Origin of the sequence: Kibdelosporangium persicum (assembly GCF_013280595.1) — a bacterium.
GTDB classification, from domain to species: domain Bacteria; phylum Actinomycetota; class Actinomycetes; order Mycobacteriales; family Pseudonocardiaceae; genus Kibdelosporangium; species Kibdelosporangium persicum.
In genome coordinates this window covers 204690-224326 of record NZ_JAAATY010000004.1, presented here as the reverse complement: position 1 = coordinate 224326, position 19637 = coordinate 204690, and the positions used below count along the sequence as shown (strand labels likewise).

The 19637-nt window shown below is 68.1% G+C and carries 19 protein-coding genes; 11 read left to right on the top strand and 8 right to left on the bottom strand.

The window, feature by feature from the left end; genetic code table 11:
• Complete coding sequence (locus GC106_RS10015; RefSeq protein WP_173127305.1) at nt 1–1308, bottom strand: DUF6271 family protein; 1308 nt, start codon at nt 1306–1308, stop codon at nt 1–3.
• Between the two features lie 25 nt (nt 1309–1333).
• On the bottom strand, nt 1334–2350 hold the full coding sequence (locus tag GC106_RS10010; protein ID WP_173127302.1) for a phytanoyl-CoA dioxygenase family protein: 1017 nt from the start codon (nt 2348–2350) through the stop codon (nt 1334–1336).
• A gap of 316 nt (nt 2351–2666) precedes the next feature.
• Between GC106_RS10010 and GC106_RS10005 the strand changes: the two genes are divergently transcribed.
• Both GC106_RS10005 and GC106_RS10000 read left to right on the top strand, forming a co-directional pair.
• Nucleotides 2667–3812: a class I SAM-dependent methyltransferase gene (locus GC106_RS10005; RefSeq protein ID WP_173127299.1), complete on the top strand. Its 1146-nt coding sequence runs from the start codon at nt 2667–2669 to the stop codon at nt 3810–3812.
• A gap of 460 nt (nt 3813–4272) precedes the next feature.
• Nucleotides 4273–5238 carry a ParB/RepB/Spo0J family partition protein gene (locus tag GC106_RS10000; protein ID WP_173127296.1) on the top strand — a complete coding sequence of 322 codons (966 nt, stop codon included), beginning with the start codon at nt 4273–4275 and terminating at the stop codon, nt 5236–5238.
• A 208-nt stretch (nt 5239–5446) separates the two neighbouring features.
• On the opposite strand, the gene GC106_RS09995 is transcribed toward GC106_RS10000, so the two are convergent.
• Entirely contained in the window at nt 5447–9034 is a 3588-nt protein-coding gene (locus GC106_RS09995; RefSeq protein ID WP_173127293.1) for a S8 family serine peptidase, read from the bottom strand.
• 148 nt (nt 9035–9182) lie between these two features.
• On the opposite strand from GC106_RS09995, the gene GC106_RS09990 reads away from it, so the two are divergent.
• Nucleotides 9183–9749, top strand: a complete 567-nt coding sequence (locus GC106_RS09990; RefSeq protein ID WP_173127290.1) for a dihydrofolate reductase family protein — start codon at nt 9183–9185, stop codon at nt 9747–9749.
• 7 nt (nt 9750–9756) lie between these two features.
• On the top strand, nt 9757–10716 hold the full coding sequence (locus GC106_RS09985; RefSeq protein WP_173127288.1) for a sigma-70 family RNA polymerase sigma factor: 960 nt from the start codon (nt 9757–9759) through the stop codon (nt 10714–10716).
• Here the strand turns inward: GC106_RS09985 and GC106_RS09980 are convergent.
• Genes GC106_RS09980 through GC106_RS09965 form a run of 4 tightly spaced genes read right to left on the bottom strand, consistent with a single transcriptional unit; the run spans nt 10684 to nt 12678 of the window.
• Nucleotides 10684–11658, bottom strand: coding sequence for an aldo/keto reductase (locus tag GC106_RS09980; protein WP_173127285.1), 975 nt, complete (start codon nt 11656–11658; stop codon nt 10684–10686). The two genes, GC106_RS09985 and GC106_RS09980, sit on opposite strands and share 33 nt — an antisense overlap.
• Nucleotides 11655–12026 carry a MerR family transcriptional regulator gene (locus tag GC106_RS09975; RefSeq protein ID WP_173127282.1) on the bottom strand — a complete coding sequence of 124 codons (372 nt, stop codon included), beginning with the start codon at nt 12024–12026 and terminating at the stop codon, nt 11655–11657. The genes GC106_RS09980 and GC106_RS09975 overlap by 4 nt, the downstream gene beginning before the upstream one ends.
• A gap of 49 nt (nt 12027–12075) precedes the next feature.
• A complete protein-coding gene (locus tag GC106_RS09970) occupies nt 12076–12456 on the bottom strand; it encodes a type II toxin-antitoxin system death-on-curing family toxin (RefSeq protein WP_173127279.1) in 381 nt (126 codons plus the stop codon).
• 15 nt (nt 12457–12471) lie between these two features.
• Nucleotides 12472–12678 (bottom strand): ribbon-helix-helix protein, CopG family, encoded by a 207-nt coding sequence (locus GC106_RS09965; RefSeq protein ID WP_173127276.1) that lies wholly within the window; start codon nt 12676–12678, stop codon nt 12472–12474.
• Nucleotides 12679–12794: 116 nt separating this feature from the next.
• On the opposite strand from GC106_RS09965, the gene GC106_RS09960 reads away from it, so the two are divergent.
• Entirely contained in the window at nt 12795–13385 is a 591-nt protein-coding gene (locus GC106_RS09960; protein WP_173127272.1) for a TetR/AcrR family transcriptional regulator, read from the top strand.
• A gap of 93 nt (nt 13386–13478) precedes the next feature.
• On the opposite strand, the gene upp is transcribed toward GC106_RS09960, so the two are convergent.
• Nucleotides 13479–14102 (bottom strand): uracil phosphoribosyltransferase, encoded by a 624-nt coding sequence (gene upp / locus GC106_RS09955; RefSeq protein ID WP_173127269.1) that lies wholly within the window; start codon nt 14100–14102, stop codon nt 13479–13481.
• A 55-nt stretch (nt 14103–14157) separates the two neighbouring features.
• On the opposite strand from upp, the gene GC106_RS09950 reads away from it, so the two are divergent.
• The 6 genes from GC106_RS09950 (at nt 14158) to GC106_RS09925 (ending at nt 19588) form a co-directional block, all read left to right on the top strand.
• Nucleotides 14158–14829, top strand: a complete 672-nt coding sequence (locus tag GC106_RS09950) for a DUF1707 SHOCT-like domain-containing protein (protein WP_312872574.1) — start codon at nt 14158–14160, stop codon at nt 14827–14829.
• A 147-nt stretch (nt 14830–14976) separates the two neighbouring features.
• The gene (gene deoC / locus GC106_RS09945; RefSeq protein WP_173127263.1) at nt 14977–15951 is read left to right on the top strand and encodes a deoxyribose-phosphate aldolase; all 975 of its coding nucleotides are present in this window, start codon (nt 14977–14979) and stop codon (nt 15949–15951) included.
• A 3-nt stretch (nt 15952–15954) separates the two neighbouring features.
• Nucleotides 15955–17388, top strand: coding sequence for an aldehyde dehydrogenase family protein (locus tag GC106_RS09940; protein WP_173127260.1), 1434 nt, complete (start codon nt 15955–15957; stop codon nt 17386–17388).
• Nucleotides 17381–18250: an aldehyde dehydrogenase family protein gene (locus GC106_RS09935; protein WP_173127257.1), complete on the top strand. Its 870-nt coding sequence runs from the start codon at nt 17381–17383 to the stop codon at nt 18248–18250. The genes GC106_RS09940 and GC106_RS09935 overlap by 8 nt, the downstream gene beginning before the upstream one ends.
• Nucleotides 18247–18927, top strand: coding sequence for a hypothetical protein (locus GC106_RS09930; protein WP_173127254.1), 681 nt, complete (start codon nt 18247–18249; stop codon nt 18925–18927). The genes GC106_RS09935 and GC106_RS09930 overlap by 4 nt, the downstream gene beginning before the upstream one ends.
• Entirely contained in the window at nt 18920–19588 is a 669-nt protein-coding gene (locus tag GC106_RS09925; protein ID WP_173127251.1) for a hypothetical protein, read from the top strand. The genes GC106_RS09930 and GC106_RS09925 overlap by 8 nt, the downstream gene beginning before the upstream one ends.
• The last annotated feature ends 49 nt before the right edge of the window (nt 19589–19637 follow it).

Genomic DNA, 19637 nt, shown 5'->3' with positions numbered 1-19637 from the left:
TCACGTACCGGCGGGCTGGAGCACGCCCGCGGACCTGGCCGACCGGACGAGCGACCGCCAGTTGTCGATCAGGAACGCGAAGTCGTCCATGTCCCGCACGGCGGCGTCGATCAACTGCCGCCGTTGCCCGCTGAGCAGGTCGGCGAGCCGCTCGTACTTGCCGCCGAGTTTGCGGTACGCGCGGTCGATCTCGTCCAGCTTCCCCGCGTTCTCCTCCGTGGAAAGCAGCATGCTCTCCCGGACGAAACCCGCGATCCGCGCGACGTCCAGGGAAGCCCTGTCCCGCACCAATTCCTTGCCTGCCTTGGCCATGGCGTCGTAGACGTGATGCAGGTACGGCATGGACAGGAAAAACTTGACCAGCCGGGTCTGGTAGTCGACGAACCCGTCCGGCGTCCGGCGCTCCGGCGTGTAGTAGTTGACGATGTGCCGGTTGTGGTGCACGCCAGGCAATGCCGCGTGCCGGATCACGTGGAACAGGAAGTAGTCACTGCCGATGGTCTGCTTCGCCGGGGGCAGCGGGAGCTGCTCGTGCACCGAGTGGAAGGCGATGTTGCACATGTCGACGTGCATCGGGTCGACGACCGTCAAAGTGGCGCGATCTTTGGTGAAGGTGGCGTTCTCGGCGCCCAGGAACGATTCGTCGACCAAGGCACGCCGTTCCGCGGCCGACGCCCGGCTCGGCGCCCACAGGCCGACGACGTCGTAGTAGACCTCCGGATCCAGCTGACGGATCTCGTCGATGTCCACGGACATCTCACCGACGAAGGACGCGCCTGCCAGAACCACGGGCTGATGTGCGTGCGACAGGTCAAGGTCTGTCTCGGACACGGCGTCGGCCGCGTCGATCGCACGCTTGCCCAGCGTGCCCAGTTCGTGCTGGATCGGGAAGATCTTTCTGCCGCCCAGCTCCTGGTAGCGGCTGTCGGAGTCCCTGCGGTGGATCGACGCACAGCCCAGCGCCGAGCTGAACAGGAACGCGCGGTTGGTGCAGGCTCCGTATGCCACCCCGTCCGGAAGCATCAAGTCCAGCAAGCGATCCGGGTCGCTCACGTCCGCACCGCGCACGGTCCGGGACAGCAGGTCACGCTGAGCCGATTCGTTCAGGTGGTGGACGATCACATCGGGGCGTGCTCCGGAGGCGGCTTCCGCGTGCCGGGCGAACGTGGCTTCGTCAGAGGAATCCAGGATCAGGACGTGGACTTCCACCGCGAAGGTGTCCGCCGCGTACCCCGCCTCCTCGATCAGGGCGGACACCGTGGCGGCGCACGCCCGGTTAGTGGGCAGGCTCAGGCATATCTTCTGCATGCTGTTGCTCCGTGTCGCCGACGGGTCACTCGTGCCATGACCGCAGGCCCAGCAATCTCTCGCCCAGGCCGGACAGTTTCGCGGCCGAGTACCGCTGTGACTCGTGCTGGTCCTTGTCGCCGATGAGCGTCGCGTTCCACTCCGGCGTCCGGAGATGACGCCAGGAGTCGACCCTCGACTGCCGGAGCTCGTCGTGTGATTCCAGCGCGGGCATCATCGCCAGGTACTGCGCGACCCGCACACCGGACGCGGACTGGTTCGGTGCCGCGCCGTGTGCCAGCAACCCGTTCCAGATCAGCAGGTCACCGGCTTCGAGCTGCGGCTTGATGACCGGGTACGCCGACCGGTCGACGTCCGGGCGGATGGGATCACGGTCCGCCGGCTGCGTGCGCTTCCATTCGGTGAAGCGCCGGAACAGCTCGGGATTGCACTGGAAACCGCCACGGTCCGGTGACGTGTCGTTCAGGGCGATGATGCCCTGGACACGCTGCGGCGGCATGCCGAGCGTGGTGTCGACGTCCCAGTGCAGGTCCATGTCGAAGCCCCGGTCGGTGCGCGGAATGACGCTCCAGTCCCGGTTGCGGACGTTCGGCGGGTTCAGGTTGAGCCGGTCCAACGTGACCCACAGCTCTTCGCAGTCCCACACGTCGACGAAGGCGTCGTAGACCCGTTGGGTCTGGCGGCTGTCCCACATCAACTGATGGTGGTACGCCTCAACCAGGCCGTAGACGTACAGGTCGCGTTCCAGGTCGGACGCGAAATGCCGCTCCGGGTACCAGGTCTCCGGCCGGTCCGGGTCCAGACCCTGGAACTCCCAGGCGAAGTCGTGCAACCGCCGGGCATGCTCGCGCGGAATCGCCTCCTTCACCACGACGTACCCGTAGGTCTGCCAGAACTCGAAGTCCGATTCGGACAGAACGCGCAGTGGCAGGGTTTTCTCGAGGTCCCGCAAGGCCGTCTCGGCGCGGTAACTCTCGCCGTCGGCGCTGTAGTAGGGAAGAGCGGAGGAAGCTCGGTGCGTATACCGATCAGAATCGATCATGTCATCACCTCTGCTGAACGATCTTGCGAGCTACTTTTCCAGCGCGAGGAGGGGTTGTCGTCAGTCGCCGGACTGGAATCTGGCCTCATCCACCAGGTTGAAGCGATCCGGTGACATCTCGGACACAACGGGTGACGTGAACTTACCACCAGATAACAGGATCGTGTCCGGATCAGCGAACCGGGCCGGATGTGGTCGCCGCCGGTCCGGTCAGACCACAGGCGGAGGCCGGGCTTCCGGCTGTGGACTGAGGAAACACCGCACCACAACCGGATACCGTGCGGACAGCGATCATCCCAGGGGAAGGCACGATTCGATGACGCACAAGGCAGTCGAGCAGCTGGTTCGAGCGGCCGGTTCCGGTGCCGCCGAGCTCGACGCGGTGACCGCCGCGATGCGGCCGGAGCAGGTGGCGTCGATCCTGATCGACGAGGTCCTGTTCCGTGCAGGCATCCCCGACAACGACTGGCCCGTCGTGATCGAGGTGCGCATCATGACCAAGGGCCTGACCATCCCGTACTTCATCCGCGCGGCGAAAGGCGTTCCGGTCGACCTGATCCCGCAGCCGTCGCCGGACAAGCGGGTGGCCATGCGGATCGACTACGACGTCGCCGAACTGGCCAGGGAACTGTTCGGGTCACGCGACAACCTCGAATCCGCGGCGCGCGCGACGACTCCGCTGCCACGGGCGACCAAGGCCGGTCCGGGCAGTTCGACCAGTCCGGAACAACTCGCTTATCTCGGTGCGGCCGCCCAAGCGGTGCACGCGGTGCTCGAAGGATGCACGTCGAAAGCGCCGGATCTGGCGAAACTCGCGGTGCGTCACCGGTCGGCCAAAAATGGTCTAGTCCATCGGTTCGGGCCGCGGTACGAACGGCATTTGCGCCCATTGCGCCGGGAATCGTTGCGCGTCCTGGAAATCGGCTTCGGCGGATACGACTCCGCGTTCGACGGCGGCTCGTTGCGGATGTGGAAACACTACTTTCCGCGGTCCTGGATCTTTGGTCTAGACATTTCTGACCAGTCACACCTGGACGAGCAGCGGATCACCACGCTGCGGGCCGACCAGAGCGACACTGACGCCCTGGTGCGGATTGCCGGGCAATACGGCCCGTTCGACGTCGTCATCGACGACGGCAGTCACATCAACGAGCACGTCCGCTCGTCCTTCGCCGCTCTTTTGCCATACGTGCGAACTGGCGGGTATTACGTCATCGAGGACTTGTGGACCTCGTACCGGCCAAGCTATGGCGGCAGCGAGGATCCGGCCGACTGCGGCGGCACGTCACTCGGCCTGCTGAAGACGCTGACGGATGGTCTACACCACGAGGAGCTGCCGGTGGCGGGTATCGGCGGGTACGCCGCGGCCAACGTGACCGGCCTGCACGTGTACCACAACATCGCCTTCATCGAAAAGGGCCGGAACACCGAAGGCGGCGTCCCACGCTGTCCAACGGTCTAGACCACTGCGGTGTGAACCGCTCTCACCTGCGAAGATGCCTGGCCGACCTGTTTTGAGTGTCCACTCGGGCAACCGGGACGGCACGGCCGCCGTTACCAAATCGCCACTTTCAGGCCGAACACCTCAATCGGTCTCGCGGTAGCGTGGCCTCCTAAGGGCTTCCAAACGGCTGTACGCCGGGGAAGTGACCCGTTGGGAGGGTCGTGCGGGCGGCGTCGCCGCCCGGGACGCTGGCCGCGAGGGGATGAGCACGGTGGGAAATCACAAGACCAGACCTGGTGGGTCCACCTAGGACTGGGCGCGTCCGGCTGGAGTGCGGTTCGTCGAAGCCGATGAACCGTGGTGCCGCCGCGCCCTTCCACAGAACCGGTGTCCGGTTCGCGCGACCAAGTCCACCGAGGGGAACGTTTCGACGAACGGCCATGCGGCCGGCACGCGGAAATCACAGTGGGGATTTTCCATGGATGCGAAGGAATGCGCTTCATTCGACGTGGTCGATGACCGCACCGAGATCGTGCCGATCGACGCGTTGTCGGTCAGCGACTCTCCTCGGATCAATGGGCGAAACGAGGAACACGCGCACGTTCTCGCCGGAATCGGCGACGAACTCCCCGCGATCGTCGTGCACCGGCAGACGATGCGGGTGATCGACGGCGCGCACCGGCTGAAAGCGGCGGTGCTGCGGGGCGAACGAACGATCAAGGTCCGGTATTTCGACGGCACCGCGGACGACGCCTTCGTGCTCGCCGTGAAGATGAACGTCAGCCACGGACTGCCACTGTCGCTCGCCGACCGCAAGGCCGCCGCCGAACGGATCTTCGAGTCCCATCCACACTGGTCCGACCGGGCGATCGCGTCGGCGGTGGGCCTGGCGGCCGGCACCGTGGCGGCGATGCGGCGAGAACTGGCCCACGAAGTCCTGCCGGTGACCACCAGAATCGGCCGGGACGGCCGGACCCGTCCGGTCGACGGCGCGGCAAGCCGGGAACGCGCCGCGGACATCCTGGCAGGCAAGCCGGACGCGACCCTGCGTGAGATCTCCGAGGGTGCGGGCGTATCCCTGAACACAGCGCGTGACGTGCGCAACCGCGTCCACCGCGGCGACGACCCACTGTTACCCACCCAACGCCGCGCCAGACTCACCGAAAGCAGACCGGATGACGCCTTCGACCTGGAAGCGTTGTTGAAAGTGCTGCGCCAGGACCCGATCCTGCGATTCTCCGAGAAAGGGCGTGTCCTGTTGCGCCTCCTCGACTCGCACGCGGTGGTCGCCAGGAGCTGGCCGGAACTCATCGACACAGTGCCGTCGCACTGGGTCGAGGCCGTCGCCGAGGTGGCCAACGACTGCTCGCAAGCCTGGCGCCAGTTCGCCGAACACGTACGAAACCGGCGCCCTGATCTGGTTCGAAAGGTCCCCCGCGGATAACGACAAGCGCTCGCGAGCACGGAAAAAGACTTCGTCTCAAACCTTCCACGGCGTCGCTCACTTGTGGTGGCTTTCCTCGTCCGGGATTGTCGCCAGTTCGAAGTGCCACATTGTGCAACTGTCAGTTCCGGCTGCTGCGCGGTGCAGGCGGCGGAGAGGGCGAGGGCCGGCACGCCGGTCCCCGCCCTGTCCGCGGAATATCCTGGTACTACTGGATCGCGTACGCCCGGATGACGGTCTCCGTCACCGAGTTCCCCGCGCTGTCCCGAGCCGTGGCCTTGAGCGAGGCGAATCCGGCTTGTCCGGCCGGTAGTTCGACCCGGTCGCCACGGACCTTTGCCCGCTGCCACGTCTTGCCCTCGTCGAAGGAGATCTCGACGGAGAGCTCGACGATCCATGACGGCCTCGCACCGGGCTGGTGCGCCGCGGTCACCTTGCCGGACAACGGCTTTCCGGCAGCCGCGGTGTTCTGCTCGTCGAGTGGCAGGTCGAACCGGACGTCCAGCAACGGCAACGCGGTTCGCTGGTCACTCCCGGCTGGCGCCTTGAACGTCCACTCGGCACGAGTCTTTGTGGACAGTGGCGGCGCCTGGGTCTCCGACTGCGGCCGGGTGGCGTCCGCGGTCAGCTGGAACCGGCCCGGACCGGCCGGGACCGGGAACTCGCCCAGTCCGGGACGGTCGTCGCGACGGCCGATCGGCTTGCCGTCCTTCACCAACACCGTGCTGCCCACGTTGGTCTCGTCGAACTCACCGGCATTGCCGGGGTCGCTGTCGGCGAACATGGGAATCGCCAAGGTGATCCGGTCGCCCAGCCGGTACGCCGCCGGCACCGGCTTGCCGTCCTGGCGACTGACCGGGGGCTGCGTCAGCTCAGGACCGAACGGCGCGGCGAACACCTTCGTGGCCCGCCGCTCACCGGGCTTGAGCCGCACCGGAAGCGAGACCTCGGCACCGAAGTCGCCCTTCTCCCAGAAACCCGCCGCCGAGTACAGCAGCAGTTCCGCACCCGCGGAGACGTAGTCGGTCCGGCGTTGCGGCCACTTCGTCTCCACCTCGGCGTTGGCGATCAGGCCGCCCGCGGTCAGCACCGCGACCTGGTAGCGGTACGTCCCCTTCGGCAGGGTGTTGTTGAACTGCCGGTCGATCCGGCCGAGCGAGTCCGTGCGGAACTGGAAGTCGTGCCCGGTCGGCACCACGCCCCGCACCGCGTCGGCCAGGAAGTACGCCACCGGGCTGTCGGGCCGCACGGTGAGCGTCAGCTCGACCTGGCGCTGCTTCAGCAACTCCTGGACACCGATCAGATCGGTCTGGTCGTACGTCAGGAGCGTGCTCAGCGCGGGCGGTGTCTGGTCGTGAAGGGCCGGGTGGAAGTACGAGATCACAGCACGGGCACCCTTGGCCTTCAACAGTTCGATCCCGCTTCGCAACTGCTCCTCCGGCGGATAGCCGGGGCTGGACCAGTCCTGCGGCCTGATCATCGCGATCGCGCCGGTGACGTCGCCCGCTTTCTCGATGGACTCGGTGTCGGCGGGCCCGACGTCGACGACCCGGGCGGTCAGCTTGCCGAAGTCGACGTCGAGCGGCGCGTAGACGTTGCGGAACTCGAATCCCCCGGGACCGTCCGCCGTGATCACCGCCCATGGATGCGTCCAGTAGCTGGACGAGTTCAGGCTCAGGCCGCGCATCCGATGACCGCCAAGGGTGTACAGGTTCGTCGCGGGGCCGCCGGCGAGCACCGCCGCACCGAGCCGCGGGCCCAGTTCGTCCACATCGGACAGGATGCCGATCCCGCCACCGCTCTGCACCCGGGCGTCCGGGTCGTCGATGCCGACCGTGACCTTCTTGGCCTGCTTGCTGTCCACGGTCAGCTCGGTGTTCCCGGAGACCTGTACGGGCAACGCGAACATGGTCGTGGCGAACGACGGGTCGAGGATCTGGCCGAGCGCACGGTACTTGCCCACGGGCACCTCGAACGTCGCCTCGCCGGACTCGGTGACGTATCCGTCCGCGACGCCGGTCTCCTCGTTCTGCACGATCACGAGCGCGCGGTACGGGTCGCCCTCCCGGGACGGCACCTTGACCGTCAGGGTGTTCTTGCTGCCTTTGAGGTTCGCGGTCAACGGCGTGGTCAGCACGACGTCACCGGCCTGCGCACGCAGCACTCCGTGGAACTCACCGGCAGGCTGGTCACCTGCGTGCGCGGTGACCGTCACCGAAGCACTCGACTTGGCCGGGACTGTGACGGTCTTGTCCGTGCTGAACAGGTTCGTCGGTCCGCCGTGCTTCTGCTGGACGTCCAACGTGAGCGCCAACCGCACCGGGTCCGGGCCGTCGTTGACGTACGTGATCTTGCGGACGGCGTCCTGCTTGCCCCACAGGTTGCCGAACGCGATCACGCCCTCCGCCCGCACCTGCTGCGCCACTCCACGCGCGATGTCCAGTCTGCCCGCGCCCTGCGCGAACGTGTTGATCCCGGGCAAGCGCTTGGCCGAGCTGATCAGCGCGTTCTTCAGCTGCTCGCCGGTCCACTGCGGATGCTGTCCGGCCAGGATCGCGGCCGCCCCGGCGACGTGCGGCGCGGCCATCGAGGTGCCGGAGATCTTGGCGTAGTGCTCGTTGATCGAGACCGGGGCCAGGGTGCCCGCGGCCCGCGCGGCGACGATGTCCGTGCCTGGCGCGGCGATCTCCGGCTTGAGGCCGTAGTCCCCGGCCCGCGGGCCCTGGCTCGAGGTCACGCTCAGCGTGTCGGACTTGGTCACGTTGGCCACCGTGAGCGCGCGGTCCGCGGCTCCGGGCGAACCCACGGACTCCGGTACGCCTGAGTTGCCCGCGGCGATCACGAACAACGCACCGGTGGACTCCGAGAGCTGGTTCACCATTTGCGACATCAGGTCCGTGCCGTCGGTCACGCCGCCACCGAGGCTCATGTTGACGACCTTGGCGCCGTTGTCGACGGCCCACTGCATGCCGTTGATGATCCAGTCCTCACGGCCGCCGTACTCGCCGAGAACCTTGCCGATCAGCAGCCGCGCGCCGGGCGCGACGCCGGCGTACTTCCCGTTCGACGCGGCGCCGGTGCCCGCGATCGTGCCGGCCACATGGGTTCCGTGGCCGACGGTGTCGCCGTCACCCTCGTCGGTGAAGTTCCGCATTGCGTCTACTTTGGACTTCAAGTCGGGGTGGCCCGGGTCGTACCCGGTGTCCAGGACCGCGACTTTCACACCGTCCGCCCGTAAACCCTTCTCCCACGCCTGGGGCGCACCGACCTGCTTGACGCTCTGGTCGAGGGTGGCGTGCACCTTGCCGTTCAGCCAGACCTTCCGGGCGTCCGCAGCCTTGGCCTGGTCCGACAGCCAGTGCTTGACCGCCTCGGCCTTGGGGATGTCGACGGCCTGGTGGCTCGGAGTTCCGCGCCTGGTCGCACCTGCTGTGACGATCGTCGGCACGTTCGGTTCGTGCGCGTCGTCATAGCCCTGCCGCACCAGCCCCGTGATGTCGAACAAGCGCTTGTCCAGCTTGTTCGCGCTGACCTGGCGCATCGCGTCGTCGGGCACCACGTAGTCGTGGCCGTTCAGCTGGTACCGCCAATACCGGACGTGCTCGCGGCCCTTCGCCATCCGCACACCGGCGACCCGCTCACCCCGGATCCGCACCTGGTCACCGGTGATCAGGGTGACCGTCCCCAGCCCCTGCTCGGCGTTCATCGGCTTGAGCTCGACCGCCCCGGCCGGTGTCACCACCAGCCCGGCGCCGATCAGCGCGGCTGTCAGGACCGCGCACTGCTTTCTGCCCACTTGGTTCCCTCGGGTAGGTGTGGCCGGCGCCCACCGCCGGCTCACACCTGCTTACGCCCCGTAGCCCGGCGAGGTTGCACGGCGGCCGATTCCTTTCCGGTTCCTGCCGGGTCAGTACAGGTGACAAGGCACTACCTGGGAGGACCGGATGCGCAGGCTGATCGTTTCCACGCTGTCGACGCTCGACGGCGTGATCGAGGACCCAGGCGGGTTCAGCGAGTTCCACCACGGCGGCTGGGCGCCGCCGTACTTCGGCGACCACGGCGCCGAGCACGCGTTGCGCAAACTCCAGGACTGCGATCTGTTCCTGTGCGGCCGAGTGACCTACGAGTTCTTCTCGAAGTACTGGCCGACCGGCACCGGTCCGTACGCCGACCACCTCAACAAGATGCCGAAGCTGGTCGCCTCGAACACCCTGACCGAACCGCTGACCTGGAACGCGAGCCTGCTCAAGGGCGACGCCGTCGAGGAGGTCGGCAAGCTCAAGCAGCGGCCCGGCAAGGACATCATCGTCTACGGCGCCGGGAACCTCGCAGCGGCACTGCTGCGGCACTGCCTGGTCGACGAGTTCGAGGTCTGGGTGTTCCCGCTCGTGCTGGGCACCGGCAAGCGGCTCTTCGACGACGGCATCGCGGGCACGCGGCTGCGGCTGGCCGATCAGAAGATCACGCCCACTGGTGTGGCGACGCTCAGCTACCGGCCGGCCAAGGCATAGTGCCGCCATGGGTGAGGGCGATTTCGTCCGCGGCACCGAACCGTTCCGGCGTGAGCTGCTGGCCTACTGCTACCGCATGCTCGGTTCGGTGCACGACGCGGAGGACCTGGTCCAGGAGACGTACCTGCGCGCCTGGCGGTCGTACGACGGCTTCGAAGGCCGGGCGTCGCTGCGGTCGTGGCTGTACCGGATCGCGACGAACGCGTGCCTCACCGCGCTTGACCGGCGGCAACGGCGGGAGTTGCCGTCCGGTCTGGCCGGTCCGTCGGCCGATCCGCACGCCGCACCCGAACCGGCAGGACCGGAAGTCGCCTGGCTGCAACCGATTCCCGACGCCCTGGTGACGCCCGAGACGGACGATCCGGCCGCGATCGTCGCCGTGCGGGAAAGCATCCGGCTGGCGCTGATCGCGAGCCTGCAGTACCTGCCACCCCGGCAGCGGGCCGTGCTGATCCTGCGCGAGGTCCTGGCGTTCCCGGCCAACGACGTCGCCGTCATGCTGCAAACCACGCCCGCGGCGGTGAAAAGCGCGCTGCAACGTGCCCGCGCCACGCTTGACCGGGTGGACGAGGGCGCTGACCTCGTCGAACCCACGAATCCCCAAGCCCGCGCACTGCTCCAGGAGTACATCGCCGCGTTCGAGAACTCCGATCCGGCGGCGCTGGAGCGGGTGCTACGGCAGGACGCGACGCTCGAAGCGGTGCCGTTCACGACCTGGTTCGCCGGCCGGGACACGTGCCTGCCGTTCCTGGTCGACCAGGTCATGGGCTCGCCAGGCGACTGGCGGCTGTCCGCGACCTCCGCGAACGGCCAACCAGCCGCAGTCGTGCATCACCTTGACCGGCCGTACGGCGTTCTGGTGCTCACCGTCACGCCGACAGGAGTGGCACGGGTGAACGCTTTCGGCGATCCCAGCCTGGTCGCCACATTCGACCTATCCGTTGACCAGCTTCAGGGCCTCGGGTGAATAACGGTCACCCGCCACCTCACGCCCCACCGCCGAAATCTCCGCCAGGTCCTCGGCGGACAGCACCACACTCGCGGCGGCCACGTTCTCGGCCAGGTACGTCCGGCGCTTGGTGCCGGGGATCGGCACGACGTCCGCGCCCTGGTTCTGCACCCAGGCCAACGCCACCTGGCCCGGCGTGAGGTCCAGCTTGGCGGCCAGCGCCTTGAGGGACTCGACGATCGCGGAGTTGCGGTCGTAGTTCTCGCCCGTGAACCGCGGCATGGCGCGGCGAGCGTCGTCCTCGGCGAGGTCCTGGGACAGGCGCCCGGTCAGGAAACCGCGGCCGAGCGGGGAGAACGGCACGACGCCGACGCCCAGTTCACGGCAGGTGTCGAGGATCTCGCCCTCGATGTCGCGAGTCCACAGTGACCATTCGCTCTGCAGCGCGGCGACCGGGTGCACCGCGCAGGCCCGCCGGATCGAGTCCGCGCCGGCCTCGGACAGGCCGATGTACCGGACCTTCCCGGCTTCGACGAGTGACGCCATCGCGCCGACGGTCTCCTCGACCGGCACGTTGGGGTCGACGCGGTGCGCGTAGTACAGGTCGATGTGGTCGACGCCGAGACGTTTCAGCGAAGCGTCACACGCGGACCGCACGTAGTCCGCGTCGCCGCGAACGCCGTCGTCGGACGGGTCGAGAACACGCTTGAACCCGAACTTGGTGGCCAGCACGACCTCGTCACGACGGGACCTGATGGCCTCGCCGACCAGTTGCTCGTTGTGGCCGAGGCCGTAGACGTCCGCCGTGTCCAGCAGGGTCACGCCCGCGTCGAGCGCCGCGTGGATGGTGGCGATCGACTCGTCGCGGTCCGCGGGCCCGTAGCTCTGGCTCATCCCCATGCAGCCGAGGCCCTGCGCGCTGACCTCCAGGTCTCCCAGAAAGCGGGTGGGCAGCGTCATGCGGTGGCCTCCTGGATGGTGGTCCGGTAGCGATCGATCTTGTAGTTCAGGGCGGCGAGGCAGCCCTGCAGTTCGGCGATCCGGTCGAGCACGTCCTTGCGGTGGTCGATGAGGATCTGCTGGCGGCGGGTCTCGGTCCCCACCCCGCGCATCCGCAGTTGCGCGTACTCGCGCATCATCCTGATCGGCATCCCGGTCGTGCGCAGCTTGGTGAGGAACTCCAGCCAGGCCAGGTCCTCGTCGCTGTAGCTGCGCCTGCCGCCGGAGTCTCGGGCGGGCGGCTCGACCAGGCCGATCCGTTCGTAGTAACGCAGGGTGTCGATGGACAACCCACTGCGTTCGGCAGCTTGGGCGATCGCGTAACTCACGCCTTCGACGCTAGAACCTGGAGTGCGCTCCAGGTCAAGCCCCTTACGACTATTGACGGGGGACGCCCCACGATTCGAGCCGCCCGGCGATCGTGGCGATCTCGATGCTGCCCCGGTCGACCTCTCTGACCAGGTCGAGCGCGGCGTCCTCGTCGGCGTCGATCCAGTAGCCGTTGATGTCGCACAACGTCACGGCGGCGACCCAGCCCAGCCGCCAGTTGCCCTCGGCGAGTGGCCGGTTGCGGATGATGGACTCCATCAGGGCCGCGGATTTCAGCCAGAGCGTGCCGTAGGCCTCGACGCCGAGCACGGTCGCCTGTGGCCGATGCGCGGCTGAGTCGAGCAGGCCGAGGTCGCGAACCACCAGATCTCCCCCGGTCACCGCCGCCGCGAGCACCAGCAGGTCGCTGGCGTCCAGGTAGGTGATCACTGCGGACTTATATCGTCAGCCGGTCCCGAGCCGCTCCAGCAGCCCCTGGTAACGGGGCAGAACACGTTCGAGCACATCCCCGATCTGCTGCTGTTTGTGCAGCTTCGACCATCGTTCGGCGAGCGCGAGCCGCAGGACGTCCTCGGTGGAGCGCCCCTCGGCCTCCGCCAGCGCCGCGAGCTGCTCGCTCTCCTCGTCACCCAGGCGCAAGGTCATGGCCATTGCGGCATCTTAACGGTTGGATCTCGGAAAGCAGAGCCCCGGTTTGCGCTGCCCTCCAGTTTGCCCCTTTGTGCACAGTCGGTTCCGACCACGGAAAACCGGGCTAATCTCGACAAGTGCCGCGCCCAAAGACACATGACGAGGCTCTGCGCGTCCGCTTGCTGGCTCGTGCCGGAGAGCTGTTGTCCGGTGAAGGACCGGACGCGCTGAGCTTACGCAGACTCGCAGCCGACGTCGGAACATCGACCACCGCTGTCTACTCGCTGTTCGGGGGGAAACCCGCGCTCGTGCGAGAGCTGTACGTCGATGCGTTCCACCGGTTCGGCAACCGGCTCACCGAGGTGAGCCTGACCGGCGACGCCGCCGAGGACCTGGTGCGGCTCGGTCTGGCCTACCGCAGTGCGGCGCTGGCCGAGCCGCACCTGTACCTGATCATGTTCACCAAGGCGGTCGCCGGGTTCGAGCCCGACCGTGAGACGGCGGCGCACGTGCTCGGGCCGATGGTCGAGGTCGGCAGGCTGGCGGGCTTATCCGACCCCGAGACCGCCGCGATGACGGTCTGGGGGCTCGTACACGGATTGGTCTCGCTGGAACTCAACGGGAACCTCACCGATGCCGGCCAGGTCGAGCGCGTTCTGCGCGCCGGTCTCGCCGGCTTCGGCGTATCAGTGGCCGAACCAAGGGCGACAACCAGTCCGTACGCATAGCCGCCATGTCGGCTGGGGACATCACGGCTGAGCACGGACACTCCACCTGTTCGCGTGCGGGCACGCGAACAGGTGATGCAGGTTGGTCGCCTTTCAGACAGCTCCGTACTGGCGGTCGCCCGCGTCGCCGAGACCGGGCACGATGAAACCGGAGTCGTTGAGCCGTTCGTCGATGCTCGCCGTGACCAACCGGACCGGCAGGCCGGAGTCGGCGAGGGCCTGGATGCCCTCGGGCGCCGCGAGCACGCACACCGCCGTGACGTCCGTCGCGCCACGCGTGGTCAGCAGGTCGATCGTGTGCTTCATCGAGCCGCCGGTCGCCAGCATCGGGTCGAGCACGAACACCGGGCGCCCGGACAGGTCGTCGGGCAGCGACTCCATGTAGGGAGTCGGCAGCAGCGTCTCCTCGTCCCGGCTCATCCCGACGAAGCCCATCTGGGCGTCCGGGATCAGCTTGTGCGCCTGGTCGGCCATGCCGAGACCGGCTCGCAGCACGGGCACCAGCAGCGGCGGGTTGGCCAGCCAGTACCCGTCCGTGCGCGCCACCGGCGTGTGGATGCGCTCGGTGCGCACGGGCGCTTCCCGCAACGCCTCGTAGATCAGCATCACGGTCAGTTCCTGCAGCGCGGCCCGGAAGGCGGCGCTGTCGGTGCGGGCATCCCGCATGGTGGTGAGGCGTGCTTTCGCCAGCGGGTGGTCCACCTCGACGACGTCCATGCGGCACACCGTACTTTCCTGTCCGCCCCGCGGCGCGCGGTACTACCCTCGGCACGTGAGCCAAGACCAGCCGGGGGACCACCTGAGCATCCGGATCTCCAACGCGGACCGTGAGCGGGTGGCGCAGATACTGCACAACGCGATGGCCGAGGGCCGGATAGACCTCTCGGAGCTGGAGGAACGGCTGGACGCGGTCTACGCCGCGAAGACGTTCGCCGACCTCGAACCGGTCACCCGTGACCTGCCCGTGCAGTCGACCAGCCCAGTCCCGCAGCCGCCGCGGATGCCGGCACCGGCGGCGCCCGTGCAGCAAGGTGGCCGGATCGTGCCCGGCGCGACCGCGGGCCCGAGCAACTCGATCGCCGTCATGTCCGGCGTCGAGCGCCGGGGCGACTGGATCGTGCCGCCGCACCACAGCGCCGTCGCCGTGATGGGCGGCGTGGAGATCAACCTGACGTACGCGCGGTTCACCGCGCCGGAGACCGTGATCCAGTGCTTCGCCTTCTGGGGCGCCGTCGAGATCTACGTGCCCGACGACATCCATGTAGTGGTGGACGGCATCGGCTTCATGGGCGCCTTCGAGGACAAGTCGATGGGCGTGCAGGCTCCCGGCCGCCCGATCGTCCGGATCACCGGTTTCGCCATGATGGGCGCGGTCGAAGTGAAGCCGCCCAAGAAGAAGCACCTCAGGGCGGACGACGACCACCGCGGCCAGATCGAGGACTGACCAGCGGCACCCCGACCGCCCCCTCGTGAGTGTTTATCAGGGTTAGGACACCGATAACCACTCACGAGGGGTGACCTGCGGAAACACCGCTCACTGCGACAAGCGGGTCAATCAGCGGCCTACCTGCGAGGACATAGACTCGTCGGCATGGCCACACCCACGACAGCGAGGTCGGGCGAAGGGCTACCGCCCGAACTCGCCGACGCGACCCGCGACGAGACGACCCTGCGCAGGTTCCTGCACGGGCTGCCCGGTGTCGACCAGGTCGGCGTCGAACAGCGAGCCGCGGGCCTGGCCACGCGGAGCATCAAGAAGGCGTCGAAACTCCAGGCCATCGACATGGCCATCGCGATGGTCGACCTGACCACCCTCGAAGGCGCGGACACGCCCGGCAAGGTGCGGTCGCTGTGCGCCAAGGCCCGCCGTCCCGATCCCGAACGGCCGGACGTGCCGCAGGTCGCGGCGGTCTGTGTCTACCCCGACCTGGTGGCGACCGCGGTCGAGGCCCTGCGGGGCACGCCGATCGGGGTGGCCAGTGTCGCGACCGCGTTCCCGTCCGGGCGTGCGGCGCGTGAGGTCAAACTGGCCGACGTCAAGCAGGCCGTGGCCGCGGGCGCGTCCGAAGTGGACATGGTGATCGACCGCGGTGCCTTCCTCTCCGGCCGGTACGGTCTCCTCTTCGACGAGATCCAGGCGGTCAAGGCGGCCTGCGGCGACGCGCACCTCAAGGTCATCCTGGAGACCGGCGAGCTGGTCACGTACGACAACGTCCGCCGCGCGTCCTGGCTGGCGCTGCTGGCCGGCGGCGACTTCATCAAGACCTCGACCGGCAAGGTCTCCCCCGCGGCCACGCTTCCGGTCACGCACGTGATGCTGCAGGCCGTGCACGACTGGCACAAGGCCACCGGCCAGCTGCGCGGGGTGAAGCCCGCGGGCGGCATCCGGGACACCAAGACGGCGGTCCGCTACCTGGTCGCGGTGAACGAGGTCGCCGGGCCGCGGTGGCTGGACCCGAAGCTGTTCCGGTTCGGCGCCTCCAGCCTGCTCAACGACCTGCTGATGCAACGCAGGACCCAACTCGAGGGCCACTACAGCGGCCCGGACTATGTGACGGTGGACTGACACATGACCACTTGGGACTACGCACCCGCGCCGGAGTCACGGGACATCGCCAACCTCAAACCGAGTTACCGGATGTTCGTCGACGGCAAGTTCGTCGAGGGCACCGGCGAGCCGCTGAAGTCGGTCAACCCGGCCACCGAGGAGGTCCTCGCCGAGGTCTCGACCGCGTCGCCGTCCGATGTGGACACCGCGGTCAAGGCGGCACGGCGGGCGTACGACAAGGTGTGGGGCCGGATGCCCGGCGCCGAGCGGGCCAAGTACATCTTCCGGATCGCACGGATGATCGCCGAGCGCGGCCGTGAGCTCGCCGTGCTGGAGAGCCTGGACAACGGCAAGCCGATCAAGGAGTCCAGGGACACCGACATCCCGACCGCGTCCGCGCACTTCTTCTACCACGCGGGCTGGGCCGACAAGCTCGACTACGCGGGTTACGGCCCGTCGCCGCGGCCGCTGGGCGTCACGGGCCAGGTGATCCCGTGGAACTTCCCGCTGCTGATGGCCGCGTGGAAGATCGCGCCCGCGTTGGCCTGCGGCAACACGGTCGTGCTCAAGCCCGCGGAGACCACGCCGCTGACCGCGCTGGTGCTGGCCGAGATCATCCAGCAGGCCGATCTGCCGCCGGGTGTCGTGAACATCATTCCGGGCGCGGGCGGCATCGGCGCCGAACTGGTCAACCACCCGCAGGTCGACAAGGTGGCGTTCACCGGGTCCACCGAGGTCGGCAAGCTCATCCAGGGCTCGCTGGCAGGCACCGGCAAGAAGCTCACCCTGGAACTGGGCGGCAAGGCCGCGAACATCGTGTTCGACGACGCACCGCTCGACCAGGCCGTCGAGGGCATCGTCAACGGGATCTTCTTCAACCAGGGGCACGTCTGCTGCGCCGGGTCGCGGCTGCTGGTGCAGGAGTCCATCGCGGACGAACTGCTGGAGAAGCTGCGCACGCGCGTGTCGACGCTGCGGGTCGGCGATCCGTTGGACAAGAACACCGACGTCGGCGCGATCAACTCCAGCGAGCAGCTGGCCAAGATCCGTGAGCTGACCCAGGCGGGCGAGGACGAGGGCGCCGAGCGGTGGACGAGCCCGTGCTCGTTGCCGGACAAGGGTTTCTTCTTCGCCCCGACGGTGTTCTCGAACGTCAGCCAGGCGATGCGGATCGCCCGCGAGGAGATCTTCGGGCCGGTGCTGTCGGTGCTGACGTTCCGCACCCCGGAAGAGGCCGTGGCCAAGGCGAACAACACGCCGTACGGGCTGTCGGCCGGAATCTGGACCGAGAAGGGCTCCCGGATCCTGTACATGGCCGACCGGATGCGGGCCGGTGTGGTCTGGGCCAACACGTTCAACCGCTTCGATCCCACCGCGCCGTTCGGTGGCTACCAGGAGTCGGGCTTCGGCCGCGAGGGCGGACGGGCCGGGCTGGAGGCGTACCTCGATGTCTGAGAACCGTTTGGGCATTGCCAAGACCTACAAGCTCTACGTCGGCGGCGCCTTCCCGCGATCGGAGTCCGGGCGTTCGTACCCGGTGAACGACAGCAAGGGCAAGTTCCTGGCCAACGCGGCGCAGGCGTCCCGGAAGGACGCTCGGGAAGCGGTCGTCGCCGCGCGCAAGGCTTTCCCGAAGTGGTCCGGCGCGACGGCGTACAACCGCGGCCAGGTGCTCTACCGGGTCGCGGAGCTGATGGAAGGCCGTCGCGAGCAGTTCGTCACCGAAGTCGCCGCCAGTGAAGGCGTTCAGACCAGGCGCGCACAGTCCCTTGTGGACAGCGCGATCGACCGCTGGGTCTGGTACGCGGGCTGGACGGACAAGATCGCGACCGTGCTGGGCGCCGCGAACCCGGTCGCTGGTCCGTACTTCTCCTTCACGGTGCCCGAACCGACCGGCGTGGTCGCGGTGTTCGCGCCGCAGGAGTCGTCGTTGCTCGGCCTGGTCAGTGTGGTGGCACCGGTGATCGCCTCGGGCAACACGGCGGTTGTCGTGACGAGCAAGGAGCGCCCGCTGCCGTCCATCACGCTCTCCGAGGTGCTGGCGACCTCGGACGTGCCCGGCGGCGTTGTCAACATCCTGACCGGCAGCGCGGTGGAGCTGGCGCCATGGCTGGCGTCACACGCCGACGTCAACGCGCTCGACCTGACCGGCGCTCCCACGATCCTGCGCGCCGAACTGGAGAGAGCCGCGGCGGGCACGGTGAAACGCGTGCTGCGCGCACCGTCCGCCGAGCCGGACTGGACCAAGCAGCCCGACATTTCCCGGCTGCGTGCCTACCTAGAATCCAAGACGGTCTGGCACCCTCTCGGGGTATGACCGACGCCGACAAGATCACCGGGCTGATCGCCGCGATGCTGAGCGAAAGCCATGGCATCGCGGCGGTTCAGCGCGATGACGTCGTTGACCTGCCCGACCTGGCACTGCGGGTCAAGGTCGACCCGCCGATCTGGCACCAGGACGGCCGGCTCGTGCAGTTGCCCGTCGCGATCGGCGACCCGTCCTGGTCGGCGCTCGCGTGGGACCAGGCCGTCGGCGTCGCGGGCGAGGACGCGCACCCGCTCGCCCAGGCCCTGATGGCCTGGGTGCACCACGTGCTGCCGTTGTTCATCGCGTTGCGCGATCCGGACAACCCGTTGGCAGGCGCGGTGTACCGGATGGGAGCCACGGACGCGGCCGGAAACCCGGCGGAGCTGCTCGCCGCACCGGTGATGATGCGCATGTTCGGCGAACCTGGCCCGTCGTTCCAGCAGGTGCTCGCGGACGACCCGCCCAGCCTGCTGGTCGCCGAACGGCTGCTCGGCGAGGTCCGGCTGGCCGGCCAGCCACTCTGGCTCTCCACGTTGTCGGGCATGGCGGGCGGTGAGGCGGTCCGGGAGGTCACCGTCAACAACACCGCCGCCACGGACGACTTCCCGGGTTTCGACGCGGCGCTGGACTGGGGTGCCGCCAGCGGAACGGTCAAGTCGTGGGTGGTGCTGCACGGGCATGGCTGAGTTCGAGCCGGCGCAGATCGCGCAGTTCATCGCGAGCATGGTGGACACCGAACACGTGCGGGACGGCAACGTGTTGGTGCTGCCCGAACTCGGGTACCGCATCGAGGTCGGCGGCGTGATGGAGCACGACGAGTCGTTCGTCGAGGTCCTGATCGGCGTCGGTGACCCCGAGTGGGGCGGCTACGCGTGGGACCGATCCGTCGGCGTGAGCCGCGACGGCAGCCATCCGATCGGCGAGGCCGTGCTCACGTGGACGCACTACGTGCTGCCGTTGTTCATCGCCTTACGCAAGCCGGACCACCCGTTGACCGGTGTGGTGTACCGGCAGGCCGTGCCGGGCGGCGAGATCCTGGCCGGGCCGGTGGTGACCCGAAACTTCCACGACTTACCCGCGGACTTCGAGGAGAAGGTCGCCGCCAACCCGCCGACCATGGTCGTCGCGGGCTGGCTGGCCACCGGCGGGCAGCTGCCGGACCGGCCGACCTGGCTGTACACCACGTGCAGCCGCGTCTCCGGGGTCGAGGCGGAGGAGGTGACCGTGAACAACGCGCTGATGACCGAGCACTTCGCGGGTTTCTCCGACGACCTGGACTGGGGCGACGGCAGCGGCACGGTCAAGTCGTGGGCGGTGCTGCACAGGCCGTCCGACTACCGCAATTAGGGGGAACCTGGCACCGTGCACGCGCGTCGTAGGGCAGAGTAGGGCTAGC

Excerpts from the sequence above, each read along its gene's own strand:
- GC106_RS09980 (WP_173127285.1), bottom strand. The coding sequence starts at position 11,658 with ATGACGCTGCCCACCCGCTTTCTGGGAGACCTGGAGGTCAGCGCGCAG.
- GC106_RS09940 (WP_173127260.1), top strand. The coding sequence starts at position 15,955 with ATGACCACTTGGGACTACGCACCCGCGCCGGAGTCACGGGACATCGCC.
- deoC (WP_173127263.1), top strand. The coding sequence starts at position 14,977 with ATGGCCACACCCACGACAGCGAGGTCGGGCGAAGGGCTACCGCCCGAA.
- GC106_RS09985 (WP_173127288.1), top strand. The coding sequence starts at position 9,757 with ATGGGTGAGGGCGATTTCGTCCGCGGCACCGAACCGTTCCGGCGTGAG.
- GC106_RS09965 (WP_173127276.1), bottom strand. The coding sequence starts at position 12,678 with ATGGCCATGACCTTGCGCCTGGGTGACGAGGAGAGCGAGCAGCTCGCG.
- upp (WP_173127269.1), bottom strand. The coding sequence starts at position 14,102 with ATGGACGTCGTCGAGGTGGACCACCCGCTGGCGAAAGCACGCCTCACC.
- GC106_RS09990 (WP_173127290.1), top strand. The coding sequence starts at position 9,183 with ATGCGCAGGCTGATCGTTTCCACGCTGTCGACGCTCGACGGCGTGATC.
- GC106_RS10000 (WP_173127296.1), top strand. The coding sequence starts at position 4,273 with ATGGATGCGAAGGAATGCGCTTCATTCGACGTGGTCGATGACCGCACC.
- GC106_RS10005 (WP_173127299.1), top strand. The coding sequence starts at position 2,667 with ATGACGCACAAGGCAGTCGAGCAGCTGGTTCGAGCGGCCGGTTCCGGT.
- GC106_RS09930 (WP_173127254.1), top strand. The coding sequence starts at position 18,247 with ATGACCGACGCCGACAAGATCACCGGGCTGATCGCCGCGATGCTGAGC.
- GC106_RS10010 (WP_173127302.1), bottom strand. The coding sequence starts at position 2,350 with ATGATCGATTCTGATCGGTATACGCACCGAGCTTCCTCCGCTCTTCCC.
- GC106_RS09925 (WP_173127251.1), top strand. The coding sequence starts at position 18,920 with ATGGCTGAGTTCGAGCCGGCGCAGATCGCGCAGTTCATCGCGAGCATG.
- GC106_RS10015 (WP_173127305.1), bottom strand. The coding sequence starts at position 1,308 with ATGCAGAAGATATGCCTGAGCCTGCCCACTAACCGGGCGTGCGCCGCC.
- GC106_RS09935 (WP_173127257.1), top strand. The coding sequence starts at position 17,381 with ATGTCTGAGAACCGTTTGGGCATTGCCAAGACCTACAAGCTCTACGTC.